At 72.3% G+C, this 13260-nt stretch carries 12 protein-coding genes; 5 read left to right on the top strand and 7 right to left on the bottom strand.

What is annotated here, in order from left to right; genetic code table 11:
• Positions 1-101 precede the first annotated feature (101 nt).
• The 3 genes from pruA to HKK74_RS05155 form a co-directional block, all read right to left on the bottom strand.
• Complete coding sequence (pruA, locus tag HKK74_RS05165; RefSeq protein WP_187241856.1) at positions 102-1730, bottom strand: L-glutamate gamma-semialdehyde dehydrogenase; 1629 nt, start codon at positions 1728-1730, stop codon at positions 102-104.
• Positions 1731-1899: 169 nt separating this feature from the next.
• Positions 1900-2412, bottom strand: coding sequence for a DUF6912 family protein (locus HKK74_RS05160; protein WP_187241855.1), 513 nt, complete (start codon positions 2410-2412; stop codon positions 1900-1902).
• Between the two features lie 109 nt (positions 2413-2521).
• On the bottom strand, positions 2522-3574 hold the full coding sequence (locus HKK74_RS05155) for a BadF/BadG/BcrA/BcrD ATPase family protein (RefSeq protein WP_246491241.1): 1053 nt from the start codon (positions 3572-3574) through the stop codon (positions 2522-2524).
• Positions 3575-3749: 175 nt separating this feature from the next.
• Here HKK74_RS05155 and HKK74_RS05150 point away from each other — a divergent pair, with 175 nt between their 5' ends.
• From HKK74_RS05150 to HKK74_RS05130, 5 genes are all read left to right on the top strand, one after another.
• The gene (locus HKK74_RS05150) at positions 3750-4694 is read left to right on the top strand and encodes a MurR/RpiR family transcriptional regulator (protein ID WP_187241989.1); all 945 of its coding nucleotides are present in this window, start codon (positions 3750-3752) and stop codon (positions 4692-4694) included.
• Positions 4691-5599 (top strand): N-acetylmuramic acid 6-phosphate etherase, encoded by a 909-nt coding sequence (gene murQ, locus HKK74_RS05145; protein ID WP_312881259.1) that lies wholly within the window; start codon positions 4691-4693, stop codon positions 5597-5599. The genes HKK74_RS05150 and murQ overlap by 4 nt, the downstream gene beginning before the upstream one ends.
• A 154-nt stretch (positions 5600-5753) precedes the next feature.
• Entirely contained in the window at positions 5754-6413 is a 660-nt protein-coding gene (locus HKK74_RS05140; protein WP_187241854.1) for an HAD family hydrolase, read from the top strand.
• A gap of 95 nt (positions 6414-6508) precedes the next feature.
• Complete coding sequence (locus HKK74_RS05135; RefSeq protein ID WP_187241853.1) at positions 6509-8125, top strand: glycoside hydrolase family 3 protein; 1617 nt, start codon at positions 6509-6511, stop codon at positions 8123-8125.
• A 55-nt stretch (positions 8126-8180) separates the two neighbouring features.
• Complete coding sequence (locus HKK74_RS05130) at positions 8181-8672, top strand: hypothetical protein (RefSeq protein WP_187241852.1); 492 nt, start codon at positions 8181-8183, stop codon at positions 8670-8672.
• A gap of 59 nt (positions 8673-8731) precedes the next feature.
• Here the strand turns inward: HKK74_RS05130 and ptsP are convergent, their stop codons facing one another.
• From ptsP to nagA, 4 genes are all read right to left on the bottom strand, one after another.
• Positions 8732-10483 carry a phosphoenolpyruvate--protein phosphotransferase gene (ptsP, locus tag HKK74_RS05125; RefSeq protein WP_376771508.1) on the bottom strand — a complete coding sequence of 584 codons (1752 nt, stop codon included), beginning with the start codon at positions 10481-10483 and terminating at the stop codon, positions 8732-8734.
• Complete coding sequence (locus HKK74_RS05120; protein ID WP_187241851.1) at positions 10476-10751, bottom strand: HPr family phosphocarrier protein; 276 nt, start codon at positions 10749-10751, stop codon at positions 10476-10478. Before HKK74_RS05120 ends, ptsP begins: the two co-directional genes overlap by 8 nt.
• Positions 10752-10865: 114 nt before the next feature.
• Positions 10866-11891 carry an SIS domain-containing protein gene (locus tag HKK74_RS05115; RefSeq protein ID WP_187241986.1) on the bottom strand — a complete coding sequence of 342 codons (1026 nt, stop codon included), beginning with the start codon at positions 11889-11891 and terminating at the stop codon, positions 10866-10868.
• Between the two features lie 154 nt (positions 11892-12045).
• On the bottom strand, positions 12046-13203 hold the full coding sequence (nagA, locus tag HKK74_RS05110; protein ID WP_187241850.1) for an N-acetylglucosamine-6-phosphate deacetylase: 1158 nt from the start codon (positions 13201-13203) through the stop codon (positions 12046-12048).
• Between the last annotated feature and the right edge of the window lie 57 nt (positions 13204-13260).

Below are 13260 nucleotides of genomic sequence, written 5' to 3'. Positions count from 1 at the left end.
TGACGGTGCGGGGGTGTCCCCATCGTCGGGCCTGGCCACCGGTCCTGGCAACCGGTCCCACGATCGTTCCGGAGTTGCTCCCGGTGGCCGGGCGGCGCGGCTCATCCCATGTGCGGGTAACGGTGGTCGGTGGGCGGCACGAAGGTCTCCTTGATCGTGCGGGTGTTGACCCAGCGGGTCAGGTTCCAGATCGATCCGGCCTTGTCGTTGGTGCCGCTCGCCCGCGCGCCGCCGAAGGGCTGCTGCCCGACGACCGCGCCGGTCGGCTTGTCGTTGATGTAGAAGTTCCCGGCGGCGAACCGGAGCGCCTCGCTCGCCGCGGCGAGCGCCGCCCGGTCCTGTGCGATGACCGCCCCGGTCAGGGCGTACGGGGCCGCGTTCTCCATCTGCCTGAGCATCGCGTCGTAGTCGCGGTCCTCGTAGACGTGCACGCCGAGGATCGGGCCGAAGTACTCGGTGGTGAAGATCTCATCGGTGGGGTCGGCCGACTCGAGCAGGGTCGGCTCGACGAAGTAGCCGATGGCGTCGTCGGCACCACCACCGACGAGCACGTCGACCCCGTCGGCCGCCTTGGCCCGCTCAAGGGCGGTGCGGTGCTTCGCGAAGGCCCGGTCGTCGATCACGGCCCCCATGAAGGCCGACAGGTCGTCGGCGACGTTGCCCATGGTGAGGGAGCCCACGGTGGCACAGAACTCGTCGCGCATGCCGTTCCACAGCGACCGCGGGAGGTAGGCCCGCGACGCCGCCGAGCACTTCTGCCCCTGGTACTCGTACGCGCCCCGGATCAGCGCCGTGGTGAGGACGGCGGGATCGGCCGACGGGTGGGCGACGATGAAGTCCTTGCCGCCGGTCTCGCCGACCAGCCTCGGGTACGAGGCGTATCCCGCGATGTTCTCGCCCACGGTCCGCCACAGGTGCTGGAACGTGGCGGTGCTCCCGGTGAAGTGGATGCCGGCCAGCTCACGGTGCCCGAGCGCCACGTTCGAGACCGCCTGACCGTCCCCGGTGACCATGTTGATCACGCCTGGGGGCAGGCCCGCCTCTTCGAGCATCCGCATGGTGAAGTGGGCGGCGAACTGCTGCGTCGGCGACGGCTTCCAGACGACCACGTTGCCCATGAGGGCGGCCGCGGTCGGGAGGTTGCCGGCGATCGCGGTGAAGTTGAACGGCGTGATCGCGAGGACGAACCCCTCGAGCGGACGGTACTCCATCCGGTTCCAGACGCCCGGGGAGGACTCCGGCTGCTGGGAGTACAGCCGCCTGGCGAAGTCGACGTTGAACCGCAGGAAGTCGATCAGCTCGCAGGCGGAGTCGATCTCGGCCTGCTGCACGGACTTGGACTGCCCGAGCATGGTGGCGGCGTTGAGCGTGGCCCGCCACGGGCCGGCCAGCAGCTCGGCCGCCTTGAGGAAGATCGCCGCCCGGTCGTCGAAGGCCATCGATCGCCAGGCCGGAGCGGCCCGGCGCGCCGCGTCGATCGCGGCCCGGACGTCGTCGTCCGTGGCGTTGTGCGTCCGGCCGAGGACATGAGCGTGATTGTGCGGCTCCACCACGTCGATCGGGGTGCCGCCACCCAGGCGCCGCTCGCCGTCGATCGTCATGGTGAGGTCGATCTGCTCGTCGCCGAGCTGTTTGATCTTGGCCTCGAGCGCGGCGCGCTCCGCGCTGCCGGGCGCGTAGTTCTTGACCGGTTCGTTCACCGGCGCGGGCACGTTCGTGACGGCGTCCATCAGCCTTGCTCCCAAAATTCCGACATCAGTGTCGATACGCGCATCGTCGCACGCCTCGACCGGGCCAGCGAACCCGGCCGCGACCTGGGGACGACCTCCCACAACACCTGATCGAGCGGGCGCGGCACACCCATTCCGCAGGGTGGCCGGCGGCGCTGGTGGGGCGAGGTCAGGACACGAGGTGTGAGAGCTCCTGGGTGGCGTACCACAGGAGCTCGTGTCCCTCGGCGCCGTCGACGGAGAAGCGGGCGTCGTCGTCACCGGCGTCGGCGGCCGGCAACGCGGCGACGGCGGCCCGGATGTCGTCGGCGGCCTCCGGCTCGTCGACATGCCCTGAGGCGACCTTCTTGATCGGCACCGGCGCGGTCAGCCGTACGGCCGCGCGCTCGTCTTCGTCGGCCACCGCGGCGTCGCCGGCTGAGCGGCCCACCGCCTCGTCGGGCATCTCGACGGCGAGCACGACCCTGCGCGGCGGCGCCGCCGGATCGTCGGCGAGCATCCGCAGGGAGGCCCGGGCGGCGGCGGTCAGGGCGGCGTACTCGAGTTCCTCCAGGTCGCCGTCCGCGTACCACTCGCGGAGCTCGGGAGTGACCGCGTAGGCGACCAGCGGCACGGGACCGATCTCGCCGGCGGCGAGCGCGCGGCCGAGCGAGGGAAGCGTTGAGGGCAGGTAGACGCGCATGCCTTCTCGTCGGTAGGGGCAACGGGCGATCAACAGGACACGATCACTCCGAGTGTGCCAGCTACGGAGCCTAGACGCTCCCCGGCCGCGAAGGCGCGAGCGACGCGACTCAACGCAGGCCGAGCCGCCGTAGGGCCAGCCCCGCCGCGCCCCGCGCGCCGTCGCCGGCCCGGGTGGGATCCACGGCGTACCGTTCGCGCAGGCCGTCGTACACGGCGTCGCTGACCGGCCCGCTGCCGAGCACCGACCCGGCCATGACCACCGGGGGACACCGGCCGTCGATCGCGGAACGCACCGCCGCCACGTCCATGAGCAGCCATTCGGCGGCTTCGTCGGCGATCCGCCGGGCGACCGGGTCCCCGGCCATGGCGGCCGCGCAGACCACCGGGCCGAGTCGCCCGAGCGCCGCCGGCGGCCGTCCGTACACCTCTTTGATGATCGCCTGAGTCAGCGCGACGTTCGGCGCGACGAGGGGCCGCTCGAGCGTCGCGGTGAAGCCCGGCTGGAGCTGGTGCGGGCCGCCGCCCGAACCCGCCATGGCCATCGCCCGGGTGGGCTCGCGAGAGGTGTCCCGCGAGGCCTCCCGGGCGGTACGGAAGCCGTGTCCGTGCCGGGCGGAGCGCTTGACCGGCACCCCGAGCGAGGTGAGCCTGGCGGCGCCGAGGAGCGCGCGCGGAACCGACTCGGCGAGCAGGGTCGGGGCACCGCGGCCGTCATAGGCGGCCAGCACCGCCCGCACCGCCTCTCTTCCGAGCCAGACCGCCGAGCCCTCGTCACCGACCAGCCAGCCGTAACCGTCGGCGCGGCGCTTGATCGCGCCATCGCTGATCGCGGCCGCCCCGGCTCCGGTACCCGAGAAGACGACGATGCCCTCGTTGGCGGACGAACCCGCGGCGAAGGCCACGGCGATGTCCGTCACAACGGCAGGTGAGCCGCGCAACCCGACGGCGCGCCACGCCCGTCTGGCCGCGGCCACCGCCGCGGGTCGGCCGGCGGCTCCGGCTCCGGCTATGCCGAAGACGCCCTTGAGGATTAGGGAACGATCGAGGTCGCCCACCGCGGCACTGAGCGCGGTGGTCAGCGCGCCTGCGGTGTCGCCCCCGGAGTTGGGGTTGGCGCCAGGCCCGGAGCCGGAACCGGCCAGGGCGCCACTCAATGTCATCACGGCACAGCGGGTACTTGTGCCACCCGCGTCAATGCCGACCACGAAGGGACCGGCCGTATGGGTCAACACAACGTGACCGTAGACCCTTTCGAGATTGACACCATATGTACCCCGTAAGAAACTTTCCTCCATGAGGAAACCTGTCGGACAGGATTCGGGGGACGGGGAACCCATGGGAGCGGCGTTCGCCACCGTCTACGACGTGAGCGACGCCCCCGCACCCCCCAGCGCAACACCACCGCTCAGCACGGTCGTGCGGGTGCGGTCGCTACTGCCCTCGCTGCCCCCCGCCGAACGCCGGGTCGCGCAACGGGTGATCGACGACCCCGAAGGGGTCGCCAACTCCACCATCACCGAACTCGCCCACGCGTGCGGCACGTCAGAGACGACCGTGATCAGGTTCTGCCGGGCCATCGGATTCACCGGCTATCCGGAGCTGCGGCTGACCCTGGCCACCGAGGCCGGGAGGGCACAGATCGCCTCCGGCGGCAGGATCGTCGGCAGCGACATCAGTCCCGACGACACCCTCGAACAGATCGTCGAAAAGGTGACCTTCGCCGACGCCCGGGCGGTGGAGGAGACCGCGGCCCAGCTCGACGTCAAGAACCTCGAACAGGTGGTCGACGCCGTGGCGAAGGCCCGGCGCGTCGACATCTACGGGGTCGGCGCCAGCGCCTTCGTGGCCATGGACTTCCAGCAGAAGCTGCACCGCATCGGGCGGGTCTCCTACGCCTGGTCGGACGCGCACATCATGCTCACGAGCGCGGCCGTTCTGGGTTCCGGCGACGTGGCGATGGGCATCTCCCATACAGGGGCCACGGTCGACACCATCGACGCGCTGACGGTCGCCAAGCGCCGTGGCGTCACGACGGTGGCGCTCACCAACTTCCCAAGATCCGCCATCAGCGAGGTGGCCGACCTGGTGCTGACCACCGCCGCCCGTGAGACGACCTTCCGATCCGGTGCGACCGCGAGCCGGCTGGCCCAGCTCACGGTCATCGATTGTGTCTTCGTCGGGGTGGCGCAGCGGACCTTCGGTTCGACCCGCAGCGCACTCGAGGCGACGTATGAGGCGGTTCGGGGCCGGACCATGCGCACTGACCGGAGGCGCCGGTGATCGAGCAAGAGCGGTGTGACATCCCCACCGAATGGCGCAACCCGCGGACCATGGAGGTCGACACCCTGCCCACGATCGACGTGCTGCGTCTCATCAACAACGAGGACGAGCGTGTGCCCCTCGCGGTGGCCGAGGTGCTGCCCCGCGTGGCGACGGTCGTGGACCTCGCGGTCGAGAGCCTGCGCGGCGGCGGCAAGGTGCACTATTTCGGGGCGGGTACCTCGGGGCGGCTGGGCGTGATCGACGCCGCCGAGCTGCCGCCGACCTTCGGCATCGACTGGGGGCACGTGATCGCCCATCAGGCCGGGGGGCTGAGCGCGATGTGCCAGGCCGTCGAGGACGTCGAGGACGACGCCGATCTGGGCGCCCGTGACGCGGCCGAGGTACGCCCCGGCGACGTGGCGATCGGGATCGCCGCGAGCGGCCGCACGCCGTACGTCGTCGGGGCATTGCGCGCGGCCGCGCGGGCGGGGGCGCACACGGCACTGATCAGCGCGAACCCGCTGGCGCCGTTCGGCGCCGAGGTCGACGTGCACATCGGGCTGTCCACCGGCCCAGAGGTGATCAGCGGATCCACCAGGATGAAGGCCGGCACGGCCACCAAGCTGGTCCTGAACGCCTTCTCCACCACGGTGATGGTCCAACTGGGCCGCACCTACTCCAATCTGATGGTCAGCGTCAACGCGCTCAACTCCAAGTTGCGTGGCCGGCTCGTGCGCATCCTCATGGAGGCGACCGACATGGACGCGCGGACGTGCGAGACGGCACTCGCCGAAGCAGGCGGGGACACCCGGGTCGCGCTGGTGTCGCTGCTGGGCGAGGTGCCGCCCGAACACGCGGCTGCCGCGCTTCGCGATGCCCAGGGCTCGGTTCGCGCCGCCCTCCGCCTGTTGGCCCCGTCCTGACGATGCGCCCGGCTCGGCGGGCCCCGCACCCCGAGCCGGCCGCCGCCCGACCCGTACGGCACGGTGCGGCACGGCGGCGGAGCCGGGTACGGAGAGCGCGCCCACTGGCGACCGCAGCCGGGGCGCGGACTTCGCATCGCTTACCATCGGGCAGATGACCGAACCGGATTCGACTGTACGTGGCGTGCTGACCGACTGGGGCGGCGTGCTGACTCCCCCGCTGCAGGACTCCATCGCCTCGTGGCTGGCCGCGGACGGCCTCGACACCGAGCGTTATTTCGAGGTCATGCGGCTGTGGGTGCGGCAGGCGTATGACGGCGGAGCGGTCAATCCGATCCACGGCCTCGAGGACGGCACGCTGGATCCGGCCGAGTTCGAGCGGCGGCTCGCCGCCGAGCTGCGGCTGGCCGACGGCGGCCCGGTGCTCGCCGAGGGGCTGCTGCGCCGCATGTTCCACGGCTTCGAGCCGGTCGAGGCGATGTACGAGGCGCTGCGCCAGGCCCGGACCGGCGGCATCCGCACCGGCCTGATCTCGAACTCCTGGGGCAACGACTATCCCCGGGAGCTGTGGCACGAGCTGTTCGACTGTGTGGTGATCTCGGCCGAGATCGGCATGCGCAAGCCGGACGAGGGCATCTTCCGGCATGCCCTCGACGCGCTGGGCCTGCGAGCGGACGAGTGCGTCTTCATCGACGACATCGAACACAACATCCGCGCCGCCGAGGCCCTCGGCATGATCGGGCTGCACCACACCGAGGTGGCGTCGACGGTCGGCCGGCTCGAGGAGCTTCTCGGAATCCCGCTGGTCCGCTGAGGCGCCGGAAGCGGGCCGGCGCGGACGGCGGACGGCGGACGGCCGGAGCATCCCCTCACCGGTGTTAACGTCGGGTGCTCATCATGCTAAGCACCATGCCTCGCCCAGTTCTCGCCGTCGTCGCCGCCGCGGCGGCGATCGGACCGCTGACCGCGTGCACGTCAGGGAACGCGGAGGAGCGTCCGCCCGTGCGCACCCCTAGCGCGACTCCGTCTTCGGCGGTGCCCGGAATGGTCGCCCGGATGTCCGTGCGGGAGAAGGTCGGGCAGCTGTTCGTGCCGACCTTCCAGACGCGGGCACAGGCGATCTCCATGATCAAGCGCTACCACGTCGGCGGGATCATCTACTTCCCAGGCAACACCCGGACGCCGCGGCAGACCGCCAAGCTCTCCAACGCCCTGCAGAAGGCCGCGAAGGTACCGCTGCTGATCAGCGTGGACGAGGAGCAGGGCCTCGTCTCCCGGCTGCCGTACATCACCCGGTTCCCCGGGAACATGGCGCTGGGGGCCACGCGCAGCACCGACGACACCCGTGCGGCCGCGCGGGTGACCGCCACCGAACTCCGCGCGGTGGGCATCAACCAGGACTTCGCACCGGTCGCCGACGTCAACGTCGACCCGGCCAATCCCGTGATCGGCACCCGTTCGTTCGGCTCCGACCCCACGCTGGTGGCCCGGCTCGTCGGCTCGGCCGTCGACGGTTACCGGGACGGCGGGGTGGCGGCCACCGCCAAACACTTCCCCGGCCACGGGGACACCTCCACCGACAGCCACACCGGGCTGCCGGTGATCGCGCACACCAGGCGGGAATGGGAGCTGCTCGACGCGCCGCCCTTCCGTGCCGCGATCGAGCACAACGTCGACTCGATCATGTCGGCGCACATCGTGGTCCGCGGCCTCGACGATTCCGGTGATCCCGCGACGCTCTCGAAGAAGGTGCTCACCGGCGTGCTCCGCGGTGATCTCGGTTATCAGGGCGTCATCGTCACCGACTCGCTGCAGATGGCCGGCGTGCGGCGGAAGTACGGTGACAGGGCCGCACCGGTCCGGGCGATCAAGGCAGGGGCCGACCAGCTCCTCATGCCCCCGAGCCTGCCGACGGCCTACGACGCCGTGCTCGACGCTGTGCGGGCGGGGTCCATCCCCGAGCGGCGGCTCGACGACGCCGTCACCCGCGTGCTGCGGCTCAAGGAGGCGCGCGGCCTGTTCGCGGGCACCGAGGCCGCCCCCGCCTCGGCCGATGTCGTGATCGGCTCGGCGGAGCACCGTGCGATCGCCCAGCGGGTGGCCGAGCACTCGATCACGCTGGTGAAGAACGAGGGCGGGCTGCTCCCGCTGACCGGGAAGAGCGTGTACGTCACCGGCACGGACGGCGCGGCGGTGGCCGGTGCCCTCCGCCGCCAGGGCGTCCGCGTCGCCGGCACCGCGCGGTCCGCCGACGTCGCCGTGCTCACCACGCGGAACAGCGGAGCCGCCACCGCGGCCCGGGTCCGGGCGCTCGGCGCCAAGCCGGTGGTCGTCGCCGCGCTGGGCCTGCCGTACGACCTCCGCCACACAGCGAAGGCACGGGCGGCGCTCGCGACGTACTCCGCCGGTTCCGCCTCCGTGAACGCGCTCGCCAAGGTGATGACCGGGTCGGTACGGCCGGCCGGCAAGCTGCCCGTCGCCATACCGAACGCGTACGGCTTCGGCGACGGACTGACGATCCCGTAGACGACCCACCATCCGGGCTGGGAGGATTCGCGCACGGCAGGTGAGGAGGTTCCGCGTGCGTGTCCGGCTGCCCATCGCGGCTCTGGTCCTCGTCCCGGTGCTCACTTCGTGCGGGTCCGGTGGTGAGGCCGAGAACTCCATGCCGCCACTGACGCCGGAGCCCACGATCACGCTGCCGCCGCAGGACCCCGCCGCTGAACGGCGGTCCCTTCCCGCGCGCACGGTGCTCTTCCGCTATCTGCGGAGCATCGCGGCCGGCGACCCGCGCGGCTGCGCCCACCTCTCCCCCGCCTACGACCGGGCCACGTTCGGCGCTCGCGGCTGCCGGGTCCAGATGCCACCGGCCGCGCGACGGCTGCCCGCCGGAGACCTCAACGCGCTGCGGGGCGTCACCGTGCCGATCGCCAACGAGGGTCCCGAGCCGGCCGACTACACCGTGCACATCACCGACCTCCAATGGCGTACCGAACCGGCCGATCCGAGCGACGTCCTCGCGTCGAGCTACGTCATCCGCCGCGTCGGCACCCGCTGGCTCATCGTCGCCTGACGCCCAACGGCGAGTCGATCATGGATCATGGCACTCAGAGCGACCACAAGCCTTGATCGTCACGGCTTCGTCATGCTGGTGAGCACGCTCTGGGCGGCCGCACGGGCGGCCGTGGCCGAGGCGGCCGAGCGCGCGGCGGCGGCGGCCGTACGGCACTCCTCGAGGCTGTGCCGGGCCAGCGCCGCCCGTACCAGCGGCAGGGAAGGCGCGCTCATCGACAGCGAGGTGACTCCGAGGCCGGTCAGGACGCAGGCGAGCACGGGATCTCCGGCGGCCTCTCCGCACACCCCGCAGTGCTTGCCGGCCTCTTGTGCCGCGTCGGCGGCCAGCGCGACCAGATCCAGCAGTGCGGGCTGCCACGGGTCCTGCAACCGGGCCAGCCGCCCGACCTGGCGGTCCGCGGCGCAGGCGTACTGCGCGAGGTCATTGGTGCCGATGCTGAAGAACTCCACCTCGCCGGCGAGATCCCGGGCGCGCAACGCGGCGGCCGGCACTTCGATCATGACGCCCGGCGACTCGATTCCGGCCTCACCGCAGGCCTCGGCGAAGAATCGCGCGTCATCGACGTCGGTCACCATGGGGGCCATGACCCGCAGGATCGCGGTGGTGTCCGCGGCGGCCCGGGCGAGCGCGCCGAGCTGCCCGGCCAGCAGCGCGGGGTGGCGGCGCAGCATTCGCACGCCACGTTCGCCGAGCGCCGGGTTCGGCTCCTCACCGGGCGGTGGCAGGAAGCCGAGGGGCTTGTCCGCGCCCGCGTCGAGGACTCGTACGACCACCTGGCGCTCGGGAAACGCCTGCAGAACGCGCCGGTAGACGGCCTCCTGCTCGTCGCCGCCCGGCTCGATCGAGCGATCCAGGAAGAGGAACTCGGTACGGAAGAGGCCGACGCCCTCGGCCCCGGCGGCCACCGCGGCGTCGACGTCCGCCAGGACACCGATGTTGGCGAGCAGCGGCACGGCGTGCCCGTCCCTGGTCGCGCCCGGCCCGGACGCCGGCAGGACGGCCCGGTTCCGCGCGGCGACGGCACGCGCGAGCGCGAGGTCGTCCTCGGCCGGGTCCAGCCGTACGTCACCGGACGTGCCGTCGACCAGCACCATCGTGGCGTCGGGCAGCGAGGCGCTGCCCGGACAGGCCACCACGGCGGGGACGCCCATGGCGCGGGCCAGGATCGCCGTATGACTGGTCGGCCCGCCCTCCTCGGTCACGAACGCCACCACCTGGGAGGGGTCGAGCAGCGCGGTGTCCGCCGGAGCCAGATCCCGCGCGACGAGCACGAACGGCTCGTCGGACACCGGCAGACCCGGCATCGGCATGCCGAGCAGCCGCGCGACGGCGCGATCGCGGACATCGTCGAGGTCGGCGACCCGTCCGGCGACGTACTCCCCGGCCCCGCCCAGCACCTCGCGGTAGAAGGCGAAGGCCTCGAAGACGGCGCGCGGCGCGGACAGGCCCTCGTCGATCTTCACGGACAGCAATTCGGTGAGGCCGGGGTCGCGGGCCATCATGGCCTGGGCCTCGAGAACGTCCCTGGCCTCGGCACGGCCCGCAGAGGCGGCCATGGCCCCTCGCCCCTCCAGATCGCGTGCCACGGCGTCCAGCGCGCTCACAGCCGTCTTCCTGGCCTGGTCGGCGTCGCCGTCGTGCCGCTTCACGGGCGGCTCCGGTACGGCGCCGACGATCGCCCGGACCGGGCCGAAACCGACGCCGGGACTGACCCCGATGCCGCGCAGACCGGCATCGCCGGCCCCCGCCGCCCCGGCCGCGGGCTCACCCGCCGCGGAGCCGCTCGGGCCGGGTATGCCGTCAGGCACCCTCGGACTCCGCGACCAGCTCTTCCAGTTCGTTCAGCACGACATCGGCGTCGACGTCCTCGCGCTCGCCGACGATGATGCGGATCTCCTCGTTCTGGCGGACGTCGAGCCCCAGCACCTCGAGGATGCTCTTCGCGTTGACGGGATCACCGTCCGGCCGCGCTATGCCGACGTCGGCCGGCACTCTCGCGGCCGCCTGCACGAACAGCGCGGCCGGCCGCGCGTGCAGCCCGACCGGTGACGCGACCTTCACCCGGCGCTCAGCCATGCTTGCCTCCTCTGTCGCAGGCCCTGTGCCAGGTCGGCGCGCAGGGCACACCCACTGTCCCAACGTGACACGATCGCCGGTAAGTCCCGCCGCAACACGGCGATCATGGAAGGTCTAGCCGGTCTGGGTCACCTTGTTCAGGCCGCGTGGCACGTCGGGGTCGACGCCGAGGCGGCGGGCCAGCGCCTCGACCATGAGCTGCCCCGGAACGATCAGTCCGAGCGGGGCGATCCATTCCGGCAGGTCCGGGCCGGGCAGCGTGTGCGTGCACACCTCGGCCAGTGCGGCTCCGCCCACTCCGTACGCCCGGGCCCCGGCCCCCGTCACCCGGCCCGCCAGCGCGATCGTGCCGGCCAGGTTGGGCCCCGAATCGGCGGCGACCAGGATCGCCGGGGTGTCCTCGTCGACGACGGCGATGGGGCCGTGCAGCAGATCGGCGTACGAGAGGCCCATCGCGTGCAGGTAGCACGCCTCCTTGAGCTTGAGAGCCAGTTCGAGCGCTGTGCCGAAGACCATGCCACGCCCCGAGACGACCGCTCCCGGGACCCGGGCGAGCTCCTCGGTGATGGCCGGGAGCGCCTCGGACGACTCCGTCGCCTCGATCACCCGGGCCACCTCTTCGGGCACCTGCCGCAGCTGGGTCAGGTCGACGTCGGCGCCCAGCCCCAGCCCGATGACGGCGAGCGCGGCCAGTTGCGTGGTGTACGTCTTGGTCGCGGGCACGGCGAGTTCGTCACCGGCCTCGGTGATCAGCGCGACCTCGGCGGTGTCGGCGAGCGGTGAACCGGCGCCGTTGGTGACGGCGATCGTACGGGCACCGCAGTCGGCCGCCCAGCCGAGCGTCTCGACGATCTCCTCCGTCTTGCCGGACTGGCTGATCGCGACGGCCAGCACCCCGGAGAGGTCCAGCCTCTTCCGGTACGTGGTCGCGATCGACGGCGCGGCGAGCGTCGCCAGCCGGCCGGCATGGGTCTCGATGAGGTAGCGCCCGTAGACGGCCGCGTTGTCGGAGGAGCCGCGCGCGATGAAGAGCACCTGACGGGTACCGCGCGCGACCAGCCCGACGTCGGACATTCTCGGCAGCAGGGCGTCGAGCGTGCGGCGCAGCGCCTCGGGCTGCTCCCCGATCTCGGCTCGCATGCGGGTGACACCCTGGCTCGCTCTCGCGCTCTCGTTCATCTGTGCTCCCTCGCGCACCGACCGGCGGCGCGCTCTGCTACTCGGTGGTCCCGGCTCTGGCGGCCTCTCGCCGGCCCGCCGGTCGGGGCGGGCCCCCAGGGGCCGGTACGGGCGTTCACGTGCGCTCTCGGAAGACAGCCTGCCCCGCGACCCAGGTCGCCCGCGCCCGCAGATCGTCCCCGAGCCACACCAGGTCGGCCGCCGCCCCCGGGGCGATCCGGCCGAGGTCGGGACGGCCGATGAGGTCGGCCGGGGTCCGGGTCGCGGCGTCCACGACCGTCATGAGGTCGATACCGAGACCGGCGGCGTTGCCGACGGCCTCGTCCAGCCGCAACGCCGACCCCGCGAGCGTGCCGTCGACGCGCAGCGGCGGGCCGCTCTCGGGCAGCTCGATCGGCTCACCGCCGAGCTCGTACCGGCCCGGCGGCATCCCGGCGGCCGCCGCCGCGTCGGTCACCAGCACGATCCGGTCACCGGCGGCCGCGAAGGCGAGCCGGCACACGACCGGCGACACGTGGTGCAGGTCGACGATCAGCCCGGGACTCAGCGCCGGATCGGTGAGCGCCTGCGCGGCGACGCCCGGTGCGCGGTGGTCGACGCCGGTCTGCGCGTTGAACAGGTGGGTCACCTTGCGGGCGCCGGCGGCCACGGCCTGCGCGACCTGGTCGGCGGTGGCGTCGCTGTGACCGACGCTGACGAGCACGCCCGCGTCGGCGAGGGCACGGACGGCGTCGAGACCACCGGGCCGTTCCGGCGCCAGCGTCACGAGCCTGACCAGACCTGTCTCCAGCAACACCGCGAGCGCCTCGGGCGTCGGGTCGGTCAGCCATTCCCGCTTGTGCGCGCCGTGGCGCCGCTCGGACAGGAACGGCCCTTCGAGGTGGACGCCGAGCACCCGGGCGCCCTGGGGCAGTTCCGGAACCAGGCGCGCCGTACGCCGCAGCGCGGCCGCGAGCGTCTCGACCGGAGCGGTGATGAACGTGGGCAGGAAGGCGGTGACGCCGGTCTCGGGCAGCCGGCCGACGATCGTGCGCCAGGCCGCCTCGTCGGCGTCGGCCAGATCGTGGCCGTAGTAGCCGTTGACCTGCAGATCGACCAGTCCCGGTGACAGGATGCCACCGCTCAGCGTCACGTCGGCCGGATCGACGGGGCGGCCTTCGGCCACCTCGGTGACGACTCCGCCGGCGATGCGCACGTGGCCCGGCCCGATCAGCCGGGACTCCTTCGCGCCGACGATCAGACGATCCGCCGCGATGACAGTGGTGGGGCTCATGAGCTGGTCGGCGTCATTCGTTCGCCTCTGGATCCTGTCGTGATGACGTCGCGTCAC

Origin of the sequence: Actinomadura alba, from assembly GCF_014323705.1 — a bacterium.
GTDB lineage: Bacteria > Actinomycetota > Actinomycetes > Streptosporangiales > Streptosporangiaceae > Actinomadura_C > Actinomadura_C alba.
Note: the sequence above shows the minus strand (reverse complement) of the source record. Positions and strands in the feature narration are given on the sequence as shown.

Bases quoted from the DNA above. Each gene is read 5' to 3' on its own strand.
- pruA (WP_187241856.1), bottom strand. From the start codon at position 1,730: ATGGACGCCGTCACGAACGTGCCCGCGCCGGTGAACGAACCGGTCAAG.
- HKK74_RS05160 (WP_187241855.1), bottom strand. From the start codon at position 2,412: ATGCGCGTCTACCTGCCCTCAACGCTTCCCTCGCTCGGCCGCGCGCTC.
- HKK74_RS05155 (WP_246491241.1), bottom strand. From the start codon at position 3,574: ATGACATTGAGTGGCGCCCTGGCCGGTTCCGGCTCCGGGCCTGGCGCC.
- HKK74_RS05150 (WP_187241989.1), top strand. From the start codon at position 3,750: ATGGGAGCGGCGTTCGCCACCGTCTACGACGTGAGCGACGCCCCCGCA.
- HKK74_RS05140 (WP_187241854.1), top strand. From the start codon at position 5,754: ATGACCGAACCGGATTCGACTGTACGTGGCGTGCTGACCGACTGGGGC.
- HKK74_RS05135 (WP_187241853.1), top strand. From the start codon at position 6,509: ATGCCTCGCCCAGTTCTCGCCGTCGTCGCCGCCGCGGCGGCGATCGGA.
- HKK74_RS05120 (WP_187241851.1), bottom strand. From the start codon at position 10,751: ATGGCTGAGCGCCGGGTGAAGGTCGCGTCACCGGTCGGGCTGCACGCG.
- HKK74_RS05115 (WP_187241986.1), bottom strand. From the start codon at position 11,891: ATGCGAGCCGAGATCGGGGAGCAGCCCGAGGCGCTGCGCCGCACGCTC.
- nagA (WP_187241850.1), bottom strand. From the start codon at position 13,203: ATGAGCCCCACCACTGTCATCGCGGCGGATCGTCTGATCGTCGGCGCG.